Genomic DNA, 20,074 nt, shown 5'->3' on the forward strand with positions numbered 1-20,074 from the left:
GTCCGCGACCTCTTCGAACAGGCCCGCAAGTCCGCCCCCTGCATCGTCTTTATCGACGAAATCGACGCCGTTGGCCGAAAACGCGGCGTCAACCTCCAGGGCGGCAACGACGAACGCGAACAGACCCTCAATCAGCTCCTGGTGGAGATGGACGGCTTTTCCTCCGGACAGGAGGTCATCATCCTGGCGGCCACCAACCGCCCCGATGTCCTGGACGCCGCGCTGCTGCGTCCAGGACGCTTTGACCGTCAGGTCGTCGTGGACGCCCCCGACGTGCGGGGGCGGGAGATGATCCTGCGCATTCATGCCCGCAAGAAGCCCCTGGACCCGTCGGTCGACCTCGGCGTCATTGCCAGAAGGACGGCGGGGATGGTGGGGGCAGACCTGGAGAACCTGCTGAACGAGGCGGCGCTGGGGGCAGCGCGGGCGGGGCGGTCGAAGATTGTGATGCGGGACGTGGAAGAAGCGCGCGACCGGGTCTTGATGGGACCGGAACGCCGCAGCCTGGTGGTGCGGGAAGCCGACCGCCGGGTCACTGCCTACCACGAGGTCGGACATGCCCTCGCCGCTCAACTTCTGCCGCACTCCCAGCGGGTCGCCAAGCTGACCGTGGTGCCGCGGGGCCGGGCGGCGGGGTACATGATGCCCGACGCCGACGACCGCCTGCACGTCACCCGCCCCGCGCTGGAGGACATGATTGCGGTCGCCCTCGCGGGCCGCGCCGCCGAGGAGGTGGTGTTCGGGGAAATCACCACGGGTGCCCAGAATGACTTTCAGCAGGCGACTGGCCTCGCCCGGCGCATGGTCACCGAGTGGGGCATGTCGCCGCGCATCGGCAAGGTGGCCCTGGCCGAGGGCGGGGCGGGTTTTCTGGGCGGCGGCCCGCAGCTCGCGCCCATGAGCGAGGCAACCGCGCATGCGGTCGATGAGGAAGTCCGGGCCATCATCGAGGCAGCCTATGCCCGCGCCGTCGCCCTGGTGCAGACCCACCTGCCCCGCGTCCACCAGGTCGTCGAGGTGCTGCTGCGCCGCGAGACGCTCAGCGGCGAGGAGTTCTCTACCCTGCTCGCGGGCGGCATCCTGGACGAGCCGCCGCCCCCGGCCCCGCTGCCACCCCCAGGGCTGCCCGCTTGAGGGCGGCTCAGCTCAGCTCCTCTTCCTCTGGGTCACGGGTCAGGGAGGGCGGCACCGGGGCATGGGTGCGGTTCTGGCTGCGGCGGGGGTCGGGGGCCGGAGCGCCCGACACCTTGATTTCCAGCGGCGTGGAGCCAAAGCTCAGGCTGCGCTGCGGAGCCGGAATCTCGATGCCTGCCTCGTCCATGGCAATCTTGATGCGGCGGTTGAACTCGCGGCCCAGGGCGTACTGGCTCTTGGGCTGCACCTTATACAGCGCCCGCAGGGTCACCCCGTCGGGGCCGAGGCGGGTCACCCCTTGCAGCTCCGGTTCCTCCAGGAAGGACGCCGACCAAGCCGGGTCCGCATACAGCTCGCGGCTGACCCGCTCTAGCACCCGCACCGCCTCGTCAATGTCGGCGTGGTAGGTCACGTCCACGGTCGCCACTACCCTGGACCAGTCCTTGCTGCTCACGCTGACGGTCTGAATCTGTCCGTTGGGGATGATGTGGACCGTGCCGTCGAGCGCCCGCAGCGCCGTCACCCGCAGGTTGAGGCGCTCCACATTGCCGCTCAGTTGCCCGGTGTTCACGGTAATCACGTCGCCCACCCCGTACTGGTCTTCGAGCAGGATAAAAAACCCGGTAAACACGTCTTTAATCAGGCTCTGCGCCCCAAACCCCACCGCGAGGCCCAGCACTGATACGCCGGCCAGCAGGCTGGTCGCATTGACCCCCAGCGCCTGCAATCCGGCAATCAGGGCGAGAATCACCAGCGCGACCTTCAGCGTGCTGTCCACCACCCCCCGCAGCGTCTGCACCCGCACGGTGCGGCGGCTGAACTCTTCTTCGGCCACGATGCGCGAGGTCAGGGTGCCAATCAGGTTCCAGCCAATCAGCGACAAGGCCACGATGACGAGGACCTGTCCGGCGCTGTGCCGAAAGCCGTCCACAATGTCCCCGCCGAGTTCAAAGAGCACGGGCACGCTGGGCAGGTAGGCCACCCGCGTGGCGACCGCCAACCAGCCCAGGGCCACGGCGGCGGTCCACAGCCCAACCAGGCCCCGCACCAACCGGGGGGGCGCGTGGCCCCGCAGGGCGCGCAGCAGGGTCCGCCCAAACCGCCACAGCGCGTAGGCCACCACCAGGGTCAGCCCCAGGCCGAGCCAGACCTGGGGCTTGCGAAACTGAAAGGTGAGTTCGTTGAGCAGGTCGTTGAGCATTGCCCCAGCCTGGCATGGGGAGGTGAGGCCGGACAACGCCGGGTCAGGTGGGGGGGGCCAGCGCGGCCTCCAGCCGGGCCACCAGGTCCGCCTCGTGGGCGCGGGCGGCCCGCAGCAGGGCGTTTTTGACGGCGCGGGCGTCCGCGCTGCCGTGCCCGATAAAGACCAGCCCGCGTACCCCCAGCAGGATGCTCGCCCCATAGGTGCTGGGGTCCATCCGCTCGGCCAGGCCCCGCAGCGCCGGGCGCACGAGGAGGCCGCCCACCTTGGATTTCAGGCTGCTCCCCAACGCCTCGCGCACCCACCCGAAGAGCACCTTGGCCTCGCCCTCCGCGAGTTTGAGGACCACATTCCCGGTAAAGCCGTCCGTGACCACGATATCGGTCGTGCCCAAGAAGAGGTCGCGGCCCTCCACGTTGCCGTGGAAGGTGATGCCCTGCCCGTGCAACTCCCGCAGCAACCCATGCGCCTCCAGCACGAGCTGATTGCCCTTGTGGGGTTCTTCGCCGATAGAGAGCAGGCCCACCGTGGGATGGGCGCGGTCTTCGACCACCCGCAGGTAGACGGTCGCCAGCCGCGCCCACTGCGCGAGGTAGTTCGCCTTCACGTCCGCATTCGCGCCCACATCGAGCAGGGTCACGAAGCCCTTCTTGCTGGGCAGGTGCGTCAAGATGGCCGGGCGGTCCACGCCCCGGACCCGCCCCAGGGTCAGCAGCGCCGAGGCCATCGTCGCCCCGCTGTGGCCCATGCTGACGGCGGCGGCAGCCCGGCCCTCCTTCACCAGCCGGGTGCAGACGTTGATGCTCGCCCCGGTGCGGCCCCGCACGTCCGAGGCGTGCTCGTCCATCCCGATGACGTCGGGGGCGTCCACCACGTCGAGGGGCAGGCTGGCGCTGCCGGGATGCTTGCCGAGTTCGGCGTGCAGCGTCACGCGCGGCCCGACGAGCAACACGGGCACCCCCGCACGGGCCGCTTGCACCGCGCCCTCCACGTTTGGCGCGGCTCCGTGGTCCCCGCCCACCGCGTCCAGGGCGATGGGCAGGGTGGTCTTTGGGGTGCCCGGCTCAGCGTTCATCCGGCTCCGTCAGGGCCGCCGTGACATAAAAGGGACGGCTGCCTCCTTCGGCGCGGCCCTCGCTGGGCAGGCGGTAGCCGGGGCGCTCGACTTCGGAGCGCAGGGCCGAGAGGTCCACGTACTCATCGGCGGCGTTGCGCAGCTCGTAGCTCGTCATTTCGGGAATGCTCGCCACGACCACCCGTTTGCCCCGCGCCCGCAGCACCTCGACCGGGCGCTCGAAGTCGCCGTCGCCGGTCAGCAGGACGGCGGTGTCGTAGCGGTCGGCGGTCGTCAGCAGGTCGGTCACCAGCGAGATGTCGAGGCTGGCCCGGCGCTGCGTCTCGCCGTGCTCATCGGTGACCTCGCGCAGCGGGCGGGTGCGGACCGTATAGCCCATGTAGGTCAGGGCGTCCACAAAGCGCTTCTGCTTGTCGTCGGGGTGGGCAGGCACGGCGGTGTAATAGAAGGCGTTGTGGAGGGTGCCGCCCGCCCGGAAGTGCTCCAGAATCTTGCGGTGGTCGAAGTTCCAACCCAGGCGGCGGGCCGCCGCATAGACGTTGGCCCCGTCAATAAAGAGGGCAATGCGTTCAGTCATAGAAACTCCCGCCGGGGAGCGTTCCACAGCCCCCCGTCAGCCCTCAGCATACGGGACCTTGCTCCAGCCGGAGCTGTGGTCGCCGGGCTGGGTCATGCAGCGCCGCCCACACCTCCGCGCGCAGCCGCCGCAGCTCCACCCCCCCGTAGGTGTCGGGGAGCCGCTCCAGATACACCTCCGCCTTGTAAAAGTTGCGGTGGCTGAGGCTGCCGTGGTGCCAGCGCTTGTGCAGAGCGGCAGCCAGCAAAATCAAGGCTTGCAGGAAATCGCGCTCCGGACCCGTCGCCGTGCGCCACGGCCCCTCCCAGGCCTCGTGCGCCTCCCACCACTCTCCTGCGTTAAAGAGGCGGGTGCCCTCGCGCAGCCAGTGCTGGTTCAGCTCCGTCACCTCCGCAGCCTAGCGCAGCCCCCGGCGCATGAACCCACCGTTAGGCGGGGTGCATCTCCCTCCTATCCAAGCTTACCCACGGGGGGTATACTCGCCCCATGAAGCCTGTGGAACTCAACGACAGCAACTTTCAAACTGAAATCGCCCAGGGCCTGACCCTGGTGGATTTCTGGGCACCCTGGTGTGGGCCGTGCCGCATCATCGCTCCCGTCATCGAAGAACTCGCCGGGCAGTACGAGGGCCGGGTCAAGGTCGCCAAGCTCAATGTCGACGATAACCCCGCCACCTCCGGCCAGTACCGGGTCATGAGCATCCCCACCATGATTCTCTTCAAGGACGGCCAGCCCGTCGAGGGCATGGTCGGTGCCCAGCCCAAGCGGGCCTTCGAAGCTCTGCTCGACAAGTACGCGGCAGCCAACGCCGCGAACTGACCCTCACCCCTGCGCTGGGCCGCTTCCCGCTTCTGAAGAGGGGAGGCGGCCCTTGTTGTTGTGCCCCTGCCCTCCGCCCAGCAAAAAACCCCGCCGGGGCGGGGTCGGGGTGCTGTCAGGGCACTGGGTTCAGACGAGTTCGATGAGGGCCATCGTGGTGCCGTCGCCGCGGCGGGTGCCGATGCGCAGGATGCGAGTGTACCCACCCTGACGCTCGGCGTAGCGGGGAGCGACCTCGTCCATCACCTTGCGAACCACTTCCTTGTCGTGGATGTCGCGGGCGATGAGGCGGCGGGCGTGCAGGTCCCCACCCTTGGCGGTGGTAATCAGCTTTTCGACGTAGGGGCGCAGCTCCTTGGCCTTGGTGAGGGTCGTCTGGATGCGGCCCTCGCGCAGCAGGGCGGTCGCCTGAGCACGGGCCAGGGCGACGCGGGCGCTGCTGTTGCGGTTGAGCTTGCGACCGGCTTTACCGTGACGCATGGGGAATCTCCTTGAGGGTGACTGGGGGGTGAGGCGCAGCAGGACAAAGCCGCGCCCCTAAGTTAGTCACGCAGGGCGAGGCCAAACTGCGCGAGCTGCTGCTTAATCTCGTCGAGGCTGCGCTCGCCGATGCCGGGCACCTTTTTCAGGTCGCGGTCGGAAAGAGCGCACAGGGCGTCCACCGAATCGATGCCTTCTTCCTTGAGGGAGTGCAGCACGCGGGTGGTCAGGCCCAGTCCTTCGAGGGTCACGCGGGGCGTGTCGAGGTCGCCCGCCGGGTATGAGCCGGGGTCGAGGTCAGGCATCCGGGGCACTTCGGGAGCCGCCGCCACGGGGGCCACAGGCGCGTAGGCCGGAGTCAGCTCCGCCGAGGCCGGGAGCGTCTCCACATTCCCAAACACCGACAGCTCGTCGCGCAGAATCTCGACGGCCTTGTCGAGCGTCTCCTGGGGGCCGACGCTGCCGTCGGTCCAGATGCGCAGAATCAGGCGGTCGAGGTCGGTCTGCTGACCCACGCGGGTATTCTCCACGTGGTAGGCCACCCGGCGCACCGGCGAGAACACAGCGTCCACCGGAATCGAGTTGATGCGGTCCTTGGTGGAGTGCTTGTCGGCGGGGACGTACCCCTCGCCCTCCTCGACGCGCACCTCCATCACCAACTTGCCGTCTTCGGCAAGGGTGGCAATGGGGAGGTCGGGGTTGACAATCTCGGCGTCACTGGGCACCTCAAAGGCGCTCGCCCGCACCACACCCTCGCCCTGCGCCCGCAGGGTCAGGGTCTTGGGACCCGGAGCGTGGAACTTCACGACGAGTTCCTTGAGGTTGAGGATGATGCGAATGACATCTTCCTTGACGCCGGGGATGGTCGAAAACTCGTGGAGGACATCCTCGATGTAGACGCTCGTCACGGCGGTGCCGGGAATCGAGGACATCAGGATGCGCCGGATGGGATTCCCGATGGTGACGCCGTAGCCACGCGCGAGCGGTTCGAGCACGAACTCGCCGTAATCGCCGTCGACGCGGGCTTTGAGTTGAGGGCGCTTTTGATCCACTGGGGCCTCCCGATTAGCGCGAGTAGTACTCGATGATGAAGTTCTCGTTGATGGGCAGGGCGAGGTCTTCGCGGGCGGGCAGGCGCACGAAGGTGCCGCTGAAGGTTTCGGGGTTCAGCTCAATCCAGGGCGAGACGCGGCGGCGCTTTTGCGCTTCCATGTTCTCCTGAATAAAGCCCATAGAACGGCTCTTCTCGGACACGCTGATTTCGTCGCCGATTTTGACCCGGTAGCTGGGAATATCCACCCGCTTGCCGTTGACGAGCACGTGCCCGTGGCCGACAAACTGCCGGGCCTGGCGGCGGGTGCTGGCAAAGCCCATGCGGAACACGACGTTGTCGAGGCGGCGCTCCAGCAGTTGCAGGAACACCGTGCCCGTCACACCGGGAACGTTCGCGGCTTCCTCGAAGAGGTTGCGAAACTGCTTCTCGTTGACGCCGTACAGCCGGGCAAGCTTCTGCTTTTCGCGCAGGCGCACGCTGTAGTCGCTGGGGCGGCCACGGCCCCGGCGCTGCCCGTGCTGACCGGGCGCATAGGGGCGCCGGTCAAGGTACTTCTGGACTTTCTCAGTCTCGGCGAGGTTGATGCCCTCGCGGCGGCTGAGCTTGGTGATGGAACCACGGAAACGACCCATGTCTTGTTCTCCTTGTGGCGGCAGGCGTCAGGACCTGCTCGCCGGGTCTGCGGCCCTCTGGTGCCCGCCTCCTCGCCGGTGGTGCGGCTCTTTCACATCAGTGAAGCGGAAGCGGGACAGGTGGGCGCGCGCGGGCGCGCTTAGGCGCGAAACTTCTTCTTGGGACGGCAGCCGTTGTGCGGCACGGGGCTGTCGTCCATGATGGACTTCACTTCGATGCCGGAAGCCTGAATCGCGCGGATAGCCTGCTCGCGGCCCGAACCGGTGCCGCGCACAATCACGTCCACGACGTTCATGCCAAAGGTCTGCTGAGCCTTTTTCACGGCGTCGGCGGCGGCGAGCTGAGCGGCATAGGGAGTGCCCTTCTTGCTGCCCTTGTAGCCGATGGTGCCGCCACTCGACCACGCGACAGAGTTGCCGTCAAGGTCGGTGATGGTCACGATGGTGTTGTTGTAGCTCGCGTGCACGTATGCGCGGCCCGCGCTGATGTTGCGCCGGGCACGGCGGGGGGTCTTGCCCTTGGTGGTCTTGGCCATGGCTTACTTCCTCGTCGCCTTCTTCTTGCCCGCGACGGTCTTGCGCGGTCCCTTGCGGGTGCGGGCGTTCGTCTTCGTGCGCTGGCCGCGCACCGGCAGGCCGCGGCGGTGGCGCAGGCCACGGTACGCGCCGATGTCCATCAGACGCTTGATGTTCTGGCCGACTTCCGAGCGGAGGTCACCTTCCACCTTATAGGTGCGCTCGATGGCCTCACGCAGGGTGCTCTGCTCGGCCTCGCTGAGGTTCTTGACGCGGGTATCGGGGTTCACGCCCGTCTGCGCCAGCACCTGCTTAGAGCGGGTCAGGCCAATGCCATAGATGTAGGTCAGGGCAATCTCAACGCGCTTCTCGCGCGGCAGGTCCACACCAGCAATACGCGCCATATTTAGCCCTGCCTCTGCTTGTGCTTGACGTTAGAGCAGATGACCAGCACGCGCCCGTGGCGGCGAATCACCTTGCAGTTGTCGCACATCTTCTTGACACTGCTGCGAACTTTCATGTGTCCTCCTCGCAGCCGCCTCACGTCACGGCCCCAGTCCACCTGGTGCCCCGCGCTCAGCAGCGCTCGACCCCCCTATCGGCCCTGGGCCGTACACTGGGGAATCTGTTGGGTACCACCACCCGGAGGGGCTTACTTGCGGTAGACGATGCGCCCCCGCGACGTGTCGTAGGGGCTGATTTCCAGGACCACGCGGTCACCAGGCAAAATCCGAATGTAGTGAATCCGCATCTTGCCGCTGATGTAGGCCAGAATGTCGTGCCCAGTATCGAGCTTGACCCGGAAGGTAGTGTTGGGCAGCGCCTCTTCCACCACGCCCTCGGCCCGCACGGTATCGGACTCTTCCTTCTTGCGCTTCTCCCGCTGTTCCGGCATCTTTCGTCTCGCCACGTCACCTCCAGGCTTGATACAAGCCAAAGGAAAAGCTAGCACGGGACGGGTCCAGCGGGCAAGCGCCGCCGCGCCTGCGCAGAGCCTTAGCGGCTTTCCTCACCCAGCGCCGCCATGATGCGCCCGTAAACCTCGTCCATGGTGCCGACGCCGTTCACCGGGCGCAAGCAGCCGCGTGCTCCGTAATAGTCCATGAGCGGCTGGGTCTGCTCGCGGTAGACCTGCTGGCGCTTGCGGGCGACCTCCTCGGTGTCGTCGCTGCGGACCGGCTCGCCGCGCAGGGCCGCCTGCCGCCCCCGCTCCACGATGCGCTCAATAAGCAGCTCGTCGGGCACCTCCAACAGCGGAACCGCGCTGACGGGCGCTCCCAACTCTTCGAGCAGTCGGTCCAGAGCCTCGGCCTGAGCACGGGTGCGCGGAAAGCCATCGAAGATGACCCGCACCGCGTCCATCCCCGCGAGGCGGTCCCGAATCAGCGCCATGAGGATGTCGTCGGGCACCAGCGCCCCCGCATCCAGGATGGGCCTCACTCGCTGCCCCAGCTCGGTCCCCCGCGCCACGTGGTCACGCAGGATGTCTCCGGTGCTGATTTTGGTGAGGCCCTCTTCCTGAGCCAGGCGCTCGGCTTGGGTCCCTTTGCCGGCACCGGGAGGGCCGAGAAAAATCACGACCTTATTTCCGGATTGTGTCACCTTTCCTCCTTTAGGGACTACAGCATAGACGCCAGGAACCAAAAACCGAAGAAAACCGCCCACCCGGAGGTGAGCGGCGAGGGGCCAGAAAGCTGTCAGTTCAGGCGGCTGCGGATGCGGCCCTTGCTGATAAAGCCGTCGTAGCGCCGCACGGTGAGCTGCGCTTCGAGCTGCTTGAGGGTTTCGAGCGCCACCCCCACGATAATCAGCAGGCCCGTGCCGCTGAACTGGAAGGTGGTGATGCCCGTTGCCCGCTGCACCAGCTGCGGAAAGACCGTCAGCACAACCAGGAAAATGGCCCCCCACAGGCTCAGGCGGCTGCTGATGGCACCCAGGTACTCGGCGGTCTGGGTGCCAGGCCGCACGCCGGGAATAAAGCCGCCCGCCTCGCGAAGCTGCTCGCTGATGCGCCGGGGGTCAAACTGCACGCTGTTGTACAGGTACGTAAACCCGAAAATCAGCGCGGCCTCCAGCAGGATGTACCAGGGGCTGCCAAAGGTCAGGTAGGTCTGGATAAAAGCGTTGACCTCCGGCGCGCGCTCGGCGGTGGCGCTGCCAATCAGGTTGGGAATAATCAGCATGGCCGAGGCAAAAATCACCGGAATCACGCCCGCCTGGTTGACCTTGATGGGCAGCCAGGTCGCCTGTCCGCCCAGGTTGCGGGCCGCCCCACCGGGCACGCCGCCGCGGGCGCGGGCGTAGGTAACGGGCACCCGGCGCTCGCCCTGGTAGACATACACGATGCCCGCGATGGTCACCAGAATGACGGCGGCAAAGGCCAGAATCTGGAGCAGCGATACCTGGTCGTTGCGGAAGAGTTCGCCCGTAGCCGCAATCTCTCGCGGGTAGTTGGCGATGATGCCCGCCGTGATAATCAAGCTGATGCCGTTGCCGACGCCCACTTCGGTGATGCGCTCGCCAATCCACATGGTAAAGGCCACGCCCGCCACCTGGGTCAGCACCATCACCAACACGGTAAAGAGACCGGGGTCCCAGCCCACCGCGATGAACTGCGGGTTGCTGGTGATGTACAGCGAGAAGAACAGGGCCTGAAATGCCCCCAGCGCAATCGCCGAATAGCGCGTGTACTGGTTGATTTTTTTGCGGCCCTCTTCGCCCTCTTTGCTGAGTTTTTCGAGTTTGGGAACCGTGGTCGTCAGCAGTTGGATGACGATGCTGGCCGTGATGTAGGGCAGCACCCCCAGGGCGAAGATAGAAAACTGCGAAAGATTGCCCCCCGAAATCAGGCTGATTAACCCGAAAAGGCCACCTGAGGTGGCCTCCGCGAGGGCTGCGGCATTGACGCCCGGCGTCGGAATGGTGCTTCCGAGGCGATAGACGGCCAGCAGCAGCAGGGTGAAGACAATCTTCCGCCGCAGGTCCGGAATCCGGAACGCGTCGCGGAAGGCGCGCAGCATGTTAGCCCGCCTGCTCGGCGTTCTCGCTGCTGGCCTGGGCAATCACGACCTGGCCGCCCGCCGCTTCGACGGCCCGGACTGCCCCTTCGCTCGCCGCATCCACATGCACCGTCACGGCGCGGGTCAGCTCGCCGCGGCCCAGCAGCTTGACCGGACGCCCCTTGCGGCGCACCAGCCCGGCCCGCTCCAGCGCGGCGCGGTCAAAGGTCTCCCCTTCCAGCCCGGCAAGCTGGCCGAGGTTGACGACCTCGTAGGTCGTGCCGACATGGTTAAACCCGCGCTTGGGCAGGCGGCTCACCAGCGTGCTGCGGCCCCCCTCAAAGAAGGCGCCTTTGCCCGCGCCGCTGCGCGACTTCTGGCCCTTGTGCCCGCGCCCAGCGGTCTTGTCGGTGCCGCCGGGGCCACGGCCCACGCGCTTGCGGCTCTTGCGGCTGCCGGGCGCCGGGGTCAGTTCGTGGAGCTTCACGCTTCCACCTCCACCAGATGTTGAACGGTCTTAATCATGCCGCGCACCGCCGGGGTATCGGCGAGTTCGCGGGTGTCACCAATCTTGCGCAGCCCCAGCGCCTTGACGGTCTGCACCTGGTTCTGAGGACGCCCAATCACGCTGCGGCGCAGGGTCACCTTGACGGTCGGGGTGCTCACAGGGCACCTCCCGCCTGGGCCGCCCCGCCTTCAGTGGTTGCCGAGACAGACCCCGCGCTGACCACCTGGGGCCGCGCCTGCACGTCCAGGCCACGGGCCGAACGCACCTGCTTGGCCGTGCGCAGGTTCTTCAGGCCATCAAACACCGCGTAGGCCACATTGACCTTGTTGCGGCTGCCGAGTTCCTTGGAAAGCATGTTGGTGATGCCCGCCAGCTCGGCGATGGAACGGGGCACGGTGCCCGCAATCACGCCCGTACCGGGACCCGCAGGCTTGAGCAGCACGCGGCTGGTGCTGTTCTCGCCAATGATGTCATGGGGAATGGTGCCGTTTTCCACGGGCACGTGAATCATGTTCTTGCGAGCGATGGCCTTCGCCTTCTCAATGGCGACAGGCACTTCCTTGGCCTTGCCGATGCCCATCCCCACGCGGCCATTGCGGTCGCCGAGAATCACGAGCGCGGCAAAACGGAAGCGGCGGCCCCCCTGGTAGGTCTTGGACGTGCGGTTGACAAAGAGCATCTTCTCTTCGAACTCGCCCGTCTCCCGCTCACGGTCATTGCGACGATTAAAAGTCAAGGCCACCCTCCCGCGCCGCTTCTGCGAGCGCTTTCACCCGGCCATGGTACTTGTACCCGGCGCGGTCGAATACGACCTGCTTGACACCCTTGGCGGCAGCAGCCTCGGCCAGCGCCCGGCCCACCGCCGCAGCGGTGTCGGTCTTGGTGCCGGTCTTGAGACCACTGCTGCTCGCTGCGGCCAGCGTGGTGCCGGTGGTGTCGTCGATAATCTGGGCGTAGATATGCTTGCTGGAGCGGAACACGCTCAGGCGCGGGCGCTCCGCGGCGGCGGCACGCACCTTGCGGCGGGTGCGCAGCTTGCGCCGAATGGCAGTCTGGTTCGCCATCACTTCTTCCCTTTCCCGCCGGTGGCTCCGGCCTTCCCTGCCTTGAGGGCAATCTGCTCGCCCACAAAGCGCACGCCCTTGCCGTGGTAGGCGTCCGGCTTGCGCACCTTGCGCACGTTGGCCGCGACCTGCCCCACGAGCTGCTTGTCGATGCCCGACACGTCGATGCGGGTCGGCTCCGGCACCGCAAAAGTCACGCCAGCGGGCGGCTCAATCACGACCGGGTGGCTGTACCCGATGGCGAGTTCGAGGTTCTTGCCCGCGAGCTTGGCGCGGTAACCGACCCCGCGCAGTTCGAGGTTGACGGTAAAGCCTTCAGAGACACCCTTCACGGCGTTGGCCACCAGCGTGCGGGTCAGGCCGTGCAGGGCGCGGTGCTCCTGGCGGTCGCTGGGCCGGGTCACGACCAACTGGTCGCCCTCGGTCGAGATGGTCAGAGCGGGGTTATAGGGCACGGTGAGTTCGCCCTTAGGGCCTTTGGCCCGGAACAGGCCACCCTCGGCGCTCACAGTGACGCCGCTAGGCACGGCGATGGGTTGTTTACCAATACGGGACATACCTGTCCTCCTTGAGTCCTTAAGTTCTAAGCAAGCGCGGGGCTGGCAACTCAGCTCAGGGCCGAGGCCAGAGCCGGGGGCGCGTGCCAGAGGTCAGGGCTGCGGGCTTACCACAGAATGCAGATGACTTCGCCACCCACACCCTGCTTGCGGGCCTCGCGGTCCGGCAACAGGCCCTTGCTCGTCGAGACGACGGCGAGGCCCAGGCCGCGCTGCACGCGGGGGAGGTTTTCGGCGCTCACGTAGGCGCGGCGACCGGGGCGGCTGACGCGCTCGATGTGCTTGATGACTTGCTCACGCTTGGCTCCGTACTTCAGGGTCAGGCGCAGCACGTCGAACTGTTGGCCTTCGGGGCGCACGCGCTCCACGCCCGCCACGTAACCTTCGCGCATCAGCAGGCGGGCGAGTTCTTCCTTGAACTTGGAAGCCGGGATGTCGACGCTCTCCTTGTAGGTGCGCGTCGCGTTGCGGATGCGCGTGAGCATGTCGGCAATGGGATCACTCAGCATGGTTCTCCTCCGGGGGCTTGACCTGAATGCAGTGGCCCCGGCTGGGGGGAAGCTGACCCGTGGGGCGGGGCACAGCTTCCGGAGTCTTCCCAAAGAAAGTGGGCCGCGAGGGGGCGCTTCTTCTGTTGGGTGCTTATCCCTGAACCGGACGATCACTGCCCAAAGGGGGTCAGTTCGTATCCGGCGAGGGGTGGGGGCGGCGGGCGGGATTACCAGCTCGCCTTTTTGACGCCGGGGAGTTCCCCGCGGTGCGCGAGTTCGCGAATGCAGATGCGGCACATCCCGAAGAAACGGTAGTAGCCACGGGCGCGGCCACAGCGGCTGCACCGGTTGTAGTTCTGCACGGCAAACTTGCTGCCACGCTGCGCCTTCACGACTTTAGAGGTGTTCGCCATGTCAATCCTTATTTCCGGAAGGGGAGGCCCATGGCCTGCAGGAGCGCCCGAGCTTCCTCGTCGGTCTTCGCGGTGGTCACGATGGTGATGTCCATGCCGCGCACCTTGTCGACCATATCATAGGTAATCTCTGGGAAGATCAGCTGCTCCTTGATGCCGAGGTTGTAGTTGCCGCGGCCATCGAAGGCGTTGGGGTTGATGCCGCGGAAGTCGCGGATACGCGGCAGGCCGATGTTAATCAGCTTCTCCAGGAACACGTACATGCGCTCGCCGCGCAGCGTGACCTTGATGCCGACCGGCATCCCCTGACGCAGCTTGAAGTTGGAGATGCTCTTCTTGGCCTTGGTGACGATGGGCTTTTGCAGGGTAATCAGAGCGAGTTCGCGGGCCGCCTTGTCGATGGCCTTGGAATCGTCCTTCGAGGACCCCAGCCCCTCGTTAATCACGATTTTCTCGATGCGCGGCACGGCCATCACGCTGGAGTAGCCGAACTGCTGCATGAGCTGAGGGCGCACCTGCTCGTTGTACTTGGTCTTGAGGGTCTGCATGTCTGGCCTCTCTTCGGGCGGACGTGGTCGCCCGGGAACACGCGCCTGGGCGTGGCCCTGAATGTCAGTCGATGACCTTGCCGCTCGCGACCGCGACCCGCACCTTCTTGCCGTCCACCATCTGCTTGCGGACGCGGGTGGCCTTGCCCGTTTCGGGGTCGACAAGGGCCACCTTGCTGGCGTGCAGGGCCGCCTCACGGCGCTCGATGCCGCCCGTGGGGTTGCTCGCCGAAGGCTTGACGTGCTTGGTCACGAGGTTCACGCCCTCGACAACCACCTTGGCTTCGCGGGGCAGAGCGAGCAGCACCTTCCCGGTCTGGCCCTTGTGCTTGCCGCTGAGCACGACGACGGTGTCGCCCTTTTTCACGTGCAGCTTGTCGTTGTGGTGGCTTCCAGCGCTGGGACGGGGCATCACAGCACCTCCGGGGCCAGCGACACAATCTTCATGAAGCGGCGGTCACGCAGCTCGCGGGCCACCGGCCCGAACACGCGGGTGCCGCGCGGCTCGCCCTGGTTGTTGATGATGACGGCGGCATTCTTGTCAAAGCGGATGGTGCTGCCGTCCTGGCGCTTGATGGCGTGGCTGGTCCGCACGACCACGGCCTTCACCACGTCGCCCGCCTTGACGGTGCCGCGCGGAGCCGCGTCCTTGACCGACGCCACGATGATGTCCCCGACGTGGGCGTAGCGCTTGTTGCCGCCGCCGCCCGTGGTCAGGCCCTTGCCGCCGATGCCGCTGTTGAGCACGCGAATGCACATCAGTTCGCGCGCGCCGCTGTTGTCCGCCACGTCGAGGCGGGACTGGGGCATAATCATGCGTTACCGCCTTCCGTCTCGACCGCCGTGGTCTCGATGCCACGCGGGCGCTCGATCAGGCGGGTGACTTTCCAGGTCTTGGTCTTGCTGATGGGCCGCACCGCGATGATTTCCACGCGGTCGCCAATCCGGTATTCGTTGGCCTCGTCGTGCGCGGCGTACTTCTTAGAGCGCGTCACGATTTTGCCGTACAGCGGGTGCATGAAGCGGCGCTCGACCTTGACGCTCACCGTCTTGTCGGCCTTGTCGCTCACCACGACGCCCGTAAAGGTCTTTTTCATTGGCTGTCTCCTGGAGCGCTCTGGGCCTGGGCCACGCGCGCGGCGCGGCGCTGCTCACTCCGAATGGTGTTGAGCTGCGCCACTTCGCGCCGGAGCTGGCGCACGCGGTGCGGCTGGGCAAGCTGGCCCATCGCCGCCTGAAAGCGCAGTTCCATCAGTTCTTTCTTGCGGGCGTCAATCTCGCGAGCGAAATCGGCGTCCGAAAGATTCCGCATCTCACTGGGCTTCATCGTAGACCTCGCGCTTGACCATCTTGGTCTGGATGGGCAGCTTGTGACCCGCCAGGCGGAACGCTTCCTTCGCCTGCTCTTCGGTCACGCCCGACACCTCGAACATCACGCGGCCCGGCTTGACCACGCTCACCCAGTACTCCACGGCCCCCTTCCCTTTCCCCATTCGGGTTTCGGCGGGTTTCTTGGTGATGGGCTTGTCGGGGAAGATACGAATGTAAATCTTACCCCCGCGGCGGAAGTGGCGGCTCATGACGATACGGCACGCCTCAATCTGGTTCGAGCGAATCCAGGCCGGCTCCAGGGCCACCAGGCCGTAGTCACCAAACGCGACGTAATCGCCGCCCTTGGTGTCGCCCTTCATGCGGCCACGGAACTGCTTGCGGTACTTGGTGCGCTTCGGAAGAAGCATCACTCACCTCCGGGACGACGCCGCGCGGTGGGGCGGCGGCGGTTGGGACGGTCACCACCGTCGGGGCGGCGCTCGTCGTTGCGGCGCTGGGGGCGGGCCAGCGTTTCGGTCTTGCCCCCGATGACTTCGCCGTTAAACACCATCACTTTGATGCCCAGCGAGCCGTAGGTGGTCTCGGCGCGGGCGGTGCCGTAGTCGATGTCGGCACGCAGGGTGTGCAGGGGCACGCGGCCCTCGCGGACGCTCTCGGTGCGGGCTTGCTCGGCCCCGCCGAGGCGGCCCGACAGCACAATCTTGACGCCGCGAGCACCCGACTCCATCACCCGCTGCGCGGCCTGCTTCATGGCGCGGCGGAAGGCAAAGCGGCGCTCAATCTGCTCGGCGATGCGCAGGGCCACCAGCGGCGCACTGATGTTGGGGTTGGGAATCTCCGCGACGTTCACAGCCACGGTCCCAGCGCTCACGAGGCGCTCGATATCGCTGCGCAGCTGCTTGATGCTCTCGCCGCCCTTGCCAATCACGATGCCGGGCTTGGCCGCCGAGATAATCACGTTGACCTGCTGGCCCGCCCGCTCGATTTCGATGCGGGCGATGCCGGCAGCGGCGAGCTTCTGGCTCACCATCTTGCGAATGCGCTCGTCTTCCTTGAGGAGGCCAGCGTACTGCTTCTTGCCCGCGTACCAGCGGCTGTTCCAGCCACGGGTGATGCCCAGGCGGAAGCCGTTCGGGTTAATCTTGTTGCCCATTACTTGTTCCCCCGGCGCGTCTCGCGCTCGCCCACGATGATGGTGATGTGGCTGGTGCGCTTCTTGATGATGTTGGCGCTGCCACGGGCGCGGGGAAGCAGCCGCTTGAGGGTCGGCCCAGCGTCCACGTAGGCCGCCTTCACAAAGAGGCGGTCTTCGAGCATCTCGTCATTGTGAATGGCGTTGCTCTTGGCGCTCTTGAGCACCTTGGCGACCGGCTCAGACGCGCTCTTGGGGATAAAGCGCAGCAGGTCCTCGGCTTCGGCGACGCTCTTGCCGCGAATCACGTCCACGACGAGGCGCACCTTGCGCGGACTCATGCGCACGTACTTCGCCACCGCATAGCCGGGGCGGCGCAGCTTGACCTGCTGCTTGCGCTGCTTCTTGTTGCGGAAGCCCTGGGTGGGGGTCGTTTCAGGAGCGGTCATTTCTTCTTGCTCCCCTTGGCATTCTTGTCTGCCCCGTGCCCGCGGTAGGTGCGGGTGGGCGAGAACTCGCCGAGCTTGTGGCCAATCATCTGTTCATTGACAAACACCGGCACATGCTGCTTGCCATTGTGAACGGCGATGGTGTGGCCGATCATTTCCGGCACGATGGTGCTGCGGCGCGACCAGGTCTTGATAACGCGCTTGTCCTTGCGCTCGTTCTGGGCGTCCACCTTCTTCAGGAGGTGGTCGTCTACGAACGGCCCTTTTTTGAGGCTACGGGGCATAGCTCCCCTCCTTACTTCCCGCCGCGGCGGGTGATGATGAAGCGGTCCGAAATCTTGCGCTTCTTGCGGGTCTTCAGGCCCTTGGCCGGCTGACCCCAGGGGCTGACCGGCTGACGGCCCGCACCCGTACGGCCTTCACCACCGCCGTGGGGGTGGTCGACCGGGTTCATGGCGCTGCCACGCTGATGGGGCTTGCGGCCCAGCCAGCGGCTGCGGCCCGCCTTGCCCAACACGATGTTCTTGTGCTCGGCGTTGCCCACCGTGCCGATGGTCGCGTAGCACTCGGAGTGCACGCGGCGCAGCTCTCCGCTGGGAAGGCGCAGGATGACGTAATCGCCTTCCTTGCCCTGCACCTGAATGGAGGTCCCCGCCGAGCGGGCAAGCTGAGCGCCCTTGCCGGGCACCAGTTCAACGGCGTGCACCACGGCCCCCACCGGAACGAAGCGCAGGGGCAGTGCGTTGCCGAGCTTGGGATCGGCTTCCGGCCCAGCGTTCACGCTCATGCCGACACTCAAGCCTTCAGGAGCCAGCACGTAGCGCTTCTCGCCGTCCACGTAGTTCAGCAGGGCGATGCGGGCGCTGCGGTTGGGGTCGTACTCGATGGCGGCGACGCGGGCCGACACCCCCGCCTTGTCACGGCGCTTGAAATCGATGATGCGGTAGAGGCGCTTGTGACCGCCGCCGATAAAGCGGCTGGTGATGCGGCCCCGGTTGTTGCGTCCGCCGGTCTTGGGCAGCGGCTCGGTCAGGGCCTTTTCGGGACGCTTCTTGGTCAGTCCGCTGAAGTCCGCGGTCGTCATCTGCCGACGCGACGGGGTGTAGGGACGGTATTTCTTGACGGCCATGTTCAGTCTCTCCTTAGGCCTGGCCCTCAAGGGCGCTGATGGTCTGGCCTTCGGCGAGGCGCACGATGGCCTTTTTGCGGTCGGCCCGCTGACCGACGAACCGGCCCACGCGCTTGCGCTTGCCGGGCACGTTCATGGTGCTGATGCCGGTCACGGTCACGCCAAAGACTTGCTGGATGGCGGCCTTGATTTCAGTCTTGGTGGCCTTGGGGTCCACCCAGAAGGCGTACACGCCGCGCTCCATGCCCGCGTAGGCCTTTTCGCTGACGACGGGCTGCTTGATGATGTCGTAGTGGCTCACTGCGCGGCCCCCTCTTCTGCGCCGCCCTCATCCTGCGCGGGTTCCAGCGCGACCGCATCCACCACGAGGCGCTCGTGACGCAGGATGTCATAGACGTTCAGGCCCGCGACCGGCAGCACCGTCACCCACGCGACGTTCCGCGCGGCGCGGCGAGTCAGCTCGTCGTCGGTAACGACCAGCACCCGCTCGGAGCCGTCCATGCCGTTTTGCTTGGCCCAAGCGACAAAGCTCTTGGTCTTGCCATCGAGGTCAAAGCCGTCGACGGCCACCAGCTTGCCCTGCTGCTGGCGGTCGGCCAGCGCCATCGCCAGGCCGAGCTGCCGCACCTTGCGGGGCAGGGTGTACGCGTAGGAGCGGGGTTTGGGGCCAAAGGCCACGCCGCCGCCCACGAAGGTGGGCACGGAACGGTCGCCGTGGCGAGCGTTGCCGGTCCCCTTCTGGGAGTACATCTTCTTGCCCGTCTTGCTGACTTCGGCCCGCGTCTTGGTGCTCGCGGTGCCGCGGCGGCGACCGGCGAGCTGCCAGGTCACGACCTCATGCAGCACGTGCGGGTTCACTTCGGGCAGGTCGAGAGCGATGCTGCGCCCGCCCCGGCTCCCGATGACATTGATCTGCGCCATGTCTTACTTGCCTCCCTTGGCGGCCTGGCGCAGCACCACGAGGCCACCGTTCGCGCCGGGAATCGCACCCTTGACCAGGATGAGGTTCTCGTCCGCCCGCACCTCAACGACTTCGAGGTTTTGCACGGTGACGCGCTCCATGCCCATGTGCCCGGCCATGCGCTTGCCCTTATACACGCGGCCCGGCGTCTTGCGCTGACCAATCGAACCGGGGCGGCGGTGCCACTTCTTGGAGCCGTGACTGGCCGGACCACCGGCAAAGTTCCAGCGCTTCATGACGCCCTGGGTGCCCTTCCCCTTGGAGGTCCCGGTGGCATCAATCTTCTCGCCTTCAGCGAAAATGTCGACGCTCACGGTGTCGCCTTCAGGGGCAAAGTCACGAAACTCACGCAGGAAGCGCACCGGGGACGCGCCCGCCTTGCGGAAGTGGCCCAGCATGGGCTTGTTCACGCGCTTTTCGCTCTTAGGCGAAAAGCCAATCTGCACGGCTTCGTAGCCGTCCGTCTGGGCGGTCTTGCGCTGCACAACGGGGCACGGCCCGGCCAGCACCACCGTCACCGGAATGGCGCGGTCACCCTTCCAGATTTGGGTCATGCCGATTTTGGTGCCGAGAATGCCCTTCATGCGCGGCCCCCAACGGTCTTAATCTCGATGTCGACGCCCGTAGGCAGGTCGAGGGTCATCAGAGAATCAATCGTCTTCTTGGTGGGGTTCATGATGTCCACCAGACGGTTGTGGGTGCGAATCTCGAAGTGCTCGCGGCTGTCCTTGTGCTTGAACGGCCCGCGCAGCACGGTAAAGCGGCGGATGCGGGTGGGGAGCGGCACGGGGCCGCTGACATCCGCCCCGGTGCGCCGGACCGTGTCCACAATCTTGGAGGCGGACTGGTCCAGCGCCTTGTGGTCAAAGCCACGCAGTTTGATACGAATCTTCGGGGCAACCATTGTCTTACTCCAGGACCTTGGTGACGACGCCGGCGCCGACGGTGCGGCCACCCTCGCGGATGGCGAAGCGCAGGCCTTCTTCCATGGCGATGGGCTTAA

At 66.2% G+C, this 20,074-nt stretch carries 37 protein-coding genes; 2 read left to right on the top strand and 35 right to left on the bottom strand.

All coding sequences use genetic code 11. The annotated features are described in order from the left end of the window. The coding region (locus tag H565_RS14795) for an ATP-dependent metallopeptidase FtsH/Yme1/Tma family protein (RefSeq protein WP_034408872.1) at positions 1 to 1,134 on the top strand (1,134 nt) is incomplete at its 5' end. 7 nt (positions 1,135 to 1,141) lie between these two features. Here H565_RS14795 and H565_RS0108230 read toward each other — a convergent pair. From H565_RS0108230 to H565_RS0108245, 4 genes are read right to left on the bottom strand one after another with little or no spacing between them, the layout of a single operon-like run. After that, complete coding sequence (locus H565_RS0108230) at positions 1,142 to 2,323, bottom strand: mechanosensitive ion channel family protein (protein WP_027460621.1); 1,182 nt, start codon at positions 2,321 to 2,323, stop codon at positions 1,142 to 1,144. A 55-nt stretch (positions 2,324 to 2,378) separates the two neighbouring features. After that, complete coding sequence (gene plsX, locus H565_RS0108235) at positions 2,379 to 3,410, bottom strand: phosphate acyltransferase PlsX (protein ID WP_027460622.1); 1,032 nt, start codon at positions 3,408 to 3,410, stop codon at positions 2,379 to 2,381. Beyond that, the gene (locus tag H565_RS0108240; protein WP_027460623.1) at positions 3,400 to 3,987 is read right to left on the bottom strand and encodes a LabA-like NYN domain-containing protein; all 588 of its coding nucleotides are present in this window, start codon (positions 3,985 to 3,987) and stop codon (positions 3,400 to 3,402) included. Before H565_RS0108240 ends, plsX begins: the two co-directional genes overlap by 11 nt. Before the next feature lie 43 nt (positions 3,988 to 4,030). Beyond that, a complete protein-coding gene (locus H565_RS0108245; protein ID WP_027460624.1) occupies positions 4,031 to 4,366 on the bottom strand; it encodes a DUF309 domain-containing protein in 336 nt (111 codons plus the stop codon). A 107-nt stretch (positions 4,367 to 4,473) separates the two neighbouring features. Here H565_RS0108245 and trxA point away from each other — a divergent pair, with 107 nt between their 5' ends. After that, positions 4,474 to 4,806 carry a thioredoxin gene (gene trxA / locus H565_RS0108250; RefSeq protein ID WP_027460625.1) on the top strand — a complete coding sequence of 111 codons (333 nt, stop codon included), beginning with the start codon at positions 4,474 to 4,476 and terminating at the stop codon, positions 4,804 to 4,806. Between the two features lie 129 nt (positions 4,807 to 4,935). Here the strand turns inward: trxA and rplQ are convergent, their stop codons facing one another. From rplQ to H565_RS16030, 31 genes are all read right to left on the bottom strand, one after another. After that, positions 4,936 to 5,286 carry a 50S ribosomal protein L17 gene (gene rplQ / locus H565_RS0108255; RefSeq protein ID WP_027460626.1) on the bottom strand — a complete coding sequence of 117 codons (351 nt, stop codon included), beginning with the start codon at positions 5,284 to 5,286 and terminating at the stop codon, positions 4,936 to 4,938. Positions 5,287 to 5,348: 62 nt separating this feature from the next. Then, on the bottom strand, positions 5,349 to 6,338 hold the full coding sequence (locus H565_RS0108260; RefSeq protein WP_027460627.1) for a DNA-directed RNA polymerase subunit alpha: 990 nt from the start codon (positions 6,336 to 6,338) through the stop codon (positions 5,349 to 5,351). Between the two features lie 13 nt (positions 6,339 to 6,351). Continuing rightward, a complete protein-coding gene (gene rpsD / locus H565_RS0108265) occupies positions 6,352 to 6,972 on the bottom strand; it encodes a 30S ribosomal protein S4 (RefSeq protein ID WP_027460628.1) in 621 nt (206 codons plus the stop codon). Positions 6,973 to 7,112: 140 nt separating this feature from the next. Continuing rightward, positions 7,113 to 7,508 (bottom strand): 30S ribosomal protein S11, encoded by a 396-nt coding sequence (gene rpsK / locus H565_RS0108270; RefSeq protein WP_027460629.1) that lies wholly within the window; start codon positions 7,506 to 7,508, stop codon positions 7,113 to 7,115. Positions 7,509 to 7,511: 3 nt separating this feature from the next. After that, positions 7,512 to 7,892: a 30S ribosomal protein S13 gene (gene rpsM, locus H565_RS0108275; RefSeq protein WP_027460630.1), complete on the bottom strand. Its 381-nt coding sequence runs from the start codon at positions 7,890 to 7,892 to the stop codon at positions 7,512 to 7,514. 2 nt (positions 7,893 to 7,894) lie between these two features. Then, entirely contained in the window at positions 7,895 to 8,008 is a 114-nt protein-coding gene (gene rpmJ, locus H565_RS16025) for a 50S ribosomal protein L36 (RefSeq protein WP_012693977.1), read from the bottom strand. A gap of 132 nt (positions 8,009 to 8,140) precedes the next feature. Beyond that, a complete protein-coding gene (infA, locus tag H565_RS0108285; protein ID WP_019588656.1) occupies positions 8,141 to 8,383 on the bottom strand; it encodes a translation initiation factor IF-1 in 243 nt (80 codons plus the stop codon). 101 nt (positions 8,384 to 8,484) lie between these two features. Further along, positions 8,485 to 9,090 carry an adenylate kinase gene (locus H565_RS0108290; RefSeq protein WP_027460631.1) on the bottom strand — a complete coding sequence of 202 codons (606 nt, stop codon included), beginning with the start codon at positions 9,088 to 9,090 and terminating at the stop codon, positions 8,485 to 8,487. 95 nt (positions 9,091 to 9,185) lie between these two features. Beyond that, positions 9,186 to 10,508: a preprotein translocase subunit SecY gene (gene secY, locus H565_RS0108295; protein ID WP_027460632.1), complete on the bottom strand. Its 1,323-nt coding sequence runs from the start codon at positions 10,506 to 10,508 to the stop codon at positions 9,186 to 9,188. Position 10,509: 1 nt separating this feature from the next. Beyond that, complete coding sequence (gene rplO / locus H565_RS0108300) at positions 10,510 to 10,974, bottom strand: 50S ribosomal protein L15 (RefSeq protein ID WP_027460633.1); 465 nt, start codon at positions 10,972 to 10,974, stop codon at positions 10,510 to 10,512. Further along, positions 10,971 to 11,153 carry a 50S ribosomal protein L30 gene (gene rpmD / locus H565_RS0108305; RefSeq protein WP_034402209.1) on the bottom strand — a complete coding sequence of 61 codons (183 nt, stop codon included), beginning with the start codon at positions 11,151 to 11,153 and terminating at the stop codon, positions 10,971 to 10,973. Before rpmD ends, rplO begins: the two co-directional genes overlap by 4 nt. Then, positions 11,150 to 11,731, bottom strand: coding sequence for a 30S ribosomal protein S5 (gene rpsE / locus H565_RS0108310; protein ID WP_027460635.1), 582 nt, complete (start codon positions 11,729 to 11,731; stop codon positions 11,150 to 11,152). The genes rpmD and rpsE overlap by 4 nt, the downstream gene beginning before the upstream one ends. Beyond that, entirely contained in the window at positions 11,721 to 12,059 is a 339-nt protein-coding gene (gene rplR, locus H565_RS0108315) for a 50S ribosomal protein L18 (protein WP_027460636.1), read from the bottom strand. Before rplR ends, rpsE begins: the two co-directional genes overlap by 11 nt. Further along, positions 12,059 to 12,616 carry a 50S ribosomal protein L6 gene (gene rplF, locus H565_RS0108320; RefSeq protein WP_027460637.1) on the bottom strand — a complete coding sequence of 186 codons (558 nt, stop codon included), beginning with the start codon at positions 12,614 to 12,616 and terminating at the stop codon, positions 12,059 to 12,061. Before rplF ends, rplR begins: the two co-directional genes overlap by 1 nt. Positions 12,617 to 12,723: 107 nt before the next feature. Continuing rightward, positions 12,724 to 13,125: a 30S ribosomal protein S8 gene (rpsH, locus tag H565_RS0108325; RefSeq protein ID WP_027460638.1), complete on the bottom strand. Its 402-nt coding sequence runs from the start codon at positions 13,123 to 13,125 to the stop codon at positions 12,724 to 12,726. Positions 13,126 to 13,334: 209 nt separating this feature from the next. After that, positions 13,335 to 13,520: a type Z 30S ribosomal protein S14 gene (locus H565_RS0108330; RefSeq protein ID WP_027460639.1), complete on the bottom strand. Its 186-nt coding sequence runs from the start codon at positions 13,518 to 13,520 to the stop codon at positions 13,335 to 13,337. A gap of 8 nt (positions 13,521 to 13,528) precedes the next feature. Beyond that, positions 13,529 to 14,068 carry a 50S ribosomal protein L5 gene (gene rplE / locus H565_RS0108335; RefSeq protein WP_027460640.1) on the bottom strand — a complete coding sequence of 180 codons (540 nt, stop codon included), beginning with the start codon at positions 14,066 to 14,068 and terminating at the stop codon, positions 13,529 to 13,531. Positions 14,069 to 14,132: 64 nt separating this feature from the next. Continuing rightward, entirely contained in the window at positions 14,133 to 14,480 is a 348-nt protein-coding gene (gene rplX / locus H565_RS0108340; RefSeq protein ID WP_027460641.1) for a 50S ribosomal protein L24, read from the bottom strand. Next, positions 14,480 to 14,884, bottom strand: a complete 405-nt coding sequence (gene rplN, locus H565_RS0108345) for a 50S ribosomal protein L14 (RefSeq protein WP_027460642.1) — start codon at positions 14,882 to 14,884, stop codon at positions 14,480 to 14,482. Before rplN ends, rplX begins: the two co-directional genes overlap by 1 nt. Next, positions 14,881 to 15,165, bottom strand: coding sequence for a 30S ribosomal protein S17 (rpsQ, locus tag H565_RS0108350; RefSeq protein ID WP_027460643.1), 285 nt, complete (start codon positions 15,163 to 15,165; stop codon positions 14,881 to 14,883). Before rpsQ ends, rplN begins: the two co-directional genes overlap by 4 nt. Next, positions 15,162 to 15,395 (bottom strand): 50S ribosomal protein L29, encoded by a 234-nt coding sequence (gene rpmC, locus H565_RS0108355; RefSeq protein ID WP_027460644.1) that lies wholly within the window; start codon positions 15,393 to 15,395, stop codon positions 15,162 to 15,164. The genes rpsQ and rpmC overlap by 4 nt, the downstream gene beginning before the upstream one ends. Then, positions 15,382 to 15,807, bottom strand: coding sequence for a 50S ribosomal protein L16 (gene rplP, locus H565_RS0108360; RefSeq protein ID WP_027460645.1), 426 nt, complete (start codon positions 15,805 to 15,807; stop codon positions 15,382 to 15,384). Before rplP ends, rpmC begins: the two co-directional genes overlap by 14 nt. After that, the gene (gene rpsC, locus H565_RS0108365) at positions 15,807 to 16,553 is read right to left on the bottom strand and encodes a 30S ribosomal protein S3 (RefSeq protein WP_027460646.1); all 747 of its coding nucleotides are present in this window, start codon (positions 16,551 to 16,553) and stop codon (positions 15,807 to 15,809) included. The genes rplP and rpsC overlap by 1 nt, the downstream gene beginning before the upstream one ends. Further along, positions 16,553 to 16,981, bottom strand: a complete 429-nt coding sequence (rplV, locus tag H565_RS14800) for a 50S ribosomal protein L22 (protein WP_027460647.1) — start codon at positions 16,979 to 16,981, stop codon at positions 16,553 to 16,555. The genes rpsC and rplV overlap by 1 nt, the downstream gene beginning before the upstream one ends. Further along, positions 16,978 to 17,265, bottom strand: coding sequence for a 30S ribosomal protein S19 (gene rpsS, locus H565_RS0108375; protein WP_027460648.1), 288 nt, complete (start codon positions 17,263 to 17,265; stop codon positions 16,978 to 16,980). Before rpsS ends, rplV begins: the two co-directional genes overlap by 4 nt. 11 nt (positions 17,266 to 17,276) lie before the next feature. Beyond that, complete coding sequence (rplB, locus tag H565_RS0108380) at positions 17,277 to 18,110, bottom strand: 50S ribosomal protein L2 (protein ID WP_027460649.1); 834 nt, start codon at positions 18,108 to 18,110, stop codon at positions 17,277 to 17,279. Between the two features lie 13 nt (positions 18,111 to 18,123). Next, positions 18,124 to 18,411 (bottom strand): 50S ribosomal protein L23, encoded by a 288-nt coding sequence (locus H565_RS0108385; RefSeq protein ID WP_027460650.1) that lies wholly within the window; start codon positions 18,409 to 18,411, stop codon positions 18,124 to 18,126. Then, positions 18,408 to 19,031 carry a 50S ribosomal protein L4 gene (gene rplD / locus H565_RS0108390; RefSeq protein WP_027460651.1) on the bottom strand — a complete coding sequence of 208 codons (624 nt, stop codon included), beginning with the start codon at positions 19,029 to 19,031 and terminating at the stop codon, positions 18,408 to 18,410. The genes H565_RS0108385 and rplD overlap by 4 nt, the downstream gene beginning before the upstream one ends. Before the next feature lie 3 nt (positions 19,032 to 19,034). Continuing rightward, complete coding sequence (rplC, locus tag H565_RS0108395; RefSeq protein ID WP_027460652.1) at positions 19,035 to 19,655, bottom strand: 50S ribosomal protein L3; 621 nt, start codon at positions 19,653 to 19,655, stop codon at positions 19,035 to 19,037. Beyond that, positions 19,652 to 19,975: a 30S ribosomal protein S10 gene (gene rpsJ / locus H565_RS0108400; RefSeq protein ID WP_027460653.1), complete on the bottom strand. Its 324-nt coding sequence runs from the start codon at positions 19,973 to 19,975 to the stop codon at positions 19,652 to 19,654. The genes rplC and rpsJ overlap by 4 nt, the downstream gene beginning before the upstream one ends. Positions 19,976 to 19,979: 4 nt before the next feature. Continuing rightward, positions 19,980 to 20,074: EF-Tu C-terminal domain-related protein (locus tag H565_RS16030; RefSeq protein WP_133009300.1), on the bottom strand; the 95-nt coding region annotated here is incomplete at its 5' end.

The organism is Deinococcus murrayi DSM 11303 (assembly GCF_000482805.1).
Taxonomy (GTDB): Bacteria; Deinococcota; Deinococci; order Deinococcales; family Deinococcaceae; genus Deinococcus; species Deinococcus murrayi.

Bases quoted from the DNA above. Each gene is read 5' to 3' on its own strand.
- rpsM (WP_027460630.1), bottom strand. From the start codon at position 7,892: ATGGCGCGTATTGCTGGTGTGGACCTGCCGCGCGAGAAGCGCGTTGAG.
- rplQ (WP_027460626.1), bottom strand. From the start codon at position 5,286: ATGCGTCACGGTAAAGCCGGTCGCAAGCTCAACCGCAACAGCAGCGCC.
- rplR (WP_027460636.1), bottom strand. From the start codon at position 12,059: ATGGCGAACCAGACTGCCATTCGGCGCAAGCTGCGCACCCGCCGCAAG.
- rpsD (WP_027460628.1), bottom strand. From the start codon at position 6,972: ATGGGTCGTTTCCGTGGTTCCATCACCAAGCTCAGCCGCCGCGAGGGC.
- rplB (WP_027460649.1), bottom strand. From the start codon at position 18,110: ATGGCCGTCAAGAAATACCGTCCCTACACCCCGTCGCGTCGGCAGATG.
- rplP (WP_027460645.1), bottom strand. From the start codon at position 15,807: ATGCTTCTTCCGAAGCGCACCAAGTACCGCAAGCAGTTCCGTGGCCGC.
- rpsK (WP_027460629.1), bottom strand. From the start codon at position 7,508: ATGGCCAAGACCACCAAGGGCAAGACCCCCCGCCGTGCCCGGCGCAAC.
- rplD (WP_027460651.1), bottom strand. From the start codon at position 19,031: ATGGCGCAGATCAATGTCATCGGGAGCCGGGGCGGGCGCAGCATCGCT.
- H565_RS0108240 (WP_027460623.1), bottom strand. From the start codon at position 3,987: ATGACTGAACGCATTGCCCTCTTTATTGACGGGGCCAACGTCTATGCG.
- rpmC (WP_027460644.1), bottom strand. From the start codon at position 15,395: ATGAAGCCCAGTGAGATGCGGAATCTTTCGGACGCCGATTTCGCTCGC.
- plsX (WP_027460622.1), bottom strand. From the start codon at position 3,410: ATGAACGCTGAGCCGGGCACCCCAAAGACCACCCTGCCCATCGCCCTG.
- rpsH (WP_027460638.1), bottom strand. From the start codon at position 13,125: ATGCTGAGTGATCCCATTGCCGACATGCTCACGCGCATCCGCAACGCG.
- rplF (WP_027460637.1), bottom strand. From the start codon at position 12,616: ATGTCCCGTATTGGTAAACAACCCATCGCCGTGCCTAGCGGCGTCACT.
- rplE (WP_027460640.1), bottom strand. From the start codon at position 14,068: ATGCAGACCCTCAAGACCAAGTACAACGAGCAGGTGCGCCCTCAGCTC.
- rpsC (WP_027460646.1), bottom strand. From the start codon at position 16,553: ATGGGCAACAAGATTAACCCGAACGGCTTCCGCCTGGGCATCACCCGT.
- rpsS (WP_027460648.1), bottom strand. From the start codon at position 17,265: ATGCCCCGTAGCCTCAAAAAAGGGCCGTTCGTAGACGACCACCTCCTG.
- rplN (WP_027460642.1), bottom strand. From the start codon at position 14,884: ATGATTATGCCCCAGTCCCGCCTCGACGTGGCGGACAACAGCGGCGCG.
- secY (WP_027460632.1), bottom strand. From the start codon at position 10,508: ATGCTGCGCGCCTTCCGCGACGCGTTCCGGATTCCGGACCTGCGGCGG.
- rpsJ (WP_027460653.1), bottom strand. From the start codon at position 19,975: ATGGTTGCCCCGAAGATTCGTATCAAACTGCGTGGCTTTGACCACAAG.
- rplV (WP_027460647.1), bottom strand. From the start codon at position 16,981: ATGACCGCTCCTGAAACGACCCCCACCCAGGGCTTCCGCAACAAGAAG.
- rpmJ (WP_012693977.1), bottom strand. From the start codon at position 8,008: ATGAAAGTTCGCAGCAGTGTCAAGAAGATGTGCGACAACTGCAAGGTG.
- rpsQ (WP_027460643.1), bottom strand. From the start codon at position 15,165: ATGAAAAAGACCTTTACGGGCGTCGTGGTGAGCGACAAGGCCGACAAG.
- H565_RS0108330 (WP_027460639.1), bottom strand. From the start codon at position 13,520: ATGGCGAACACCTCTAAAGTCGTGAAGGCGCAGCGTGGCAGCAAGTTT.
- trxA (WP_027460625.1), top strand. From the start codon at position 4,474: ATGAAGCCTGTGGAACTCAACGACAGCAACTTTCAAACTGAAATCGCC.
- rplX (WP_027460641.1), bottom strand. From the start codon at position 14,480: ATGCCCCGTCCCAGCGCTGGAAGCCACCACAACGACAAGCTGCACGTG.
- infA (WP_019588656.1), bottom strand. From the start codon at position 8,383: ATGCCGGAACAGCGGGAGAAGCGCAAGAAGGAAGAGTCCGATACCGTG.
- rplC (WP_027460652.1), bottom strand. From the start codon at position 19,655: ATGAAGGGCATTCTCGGCACCAAAATCGGCATGACCCAAATCTGGAAG.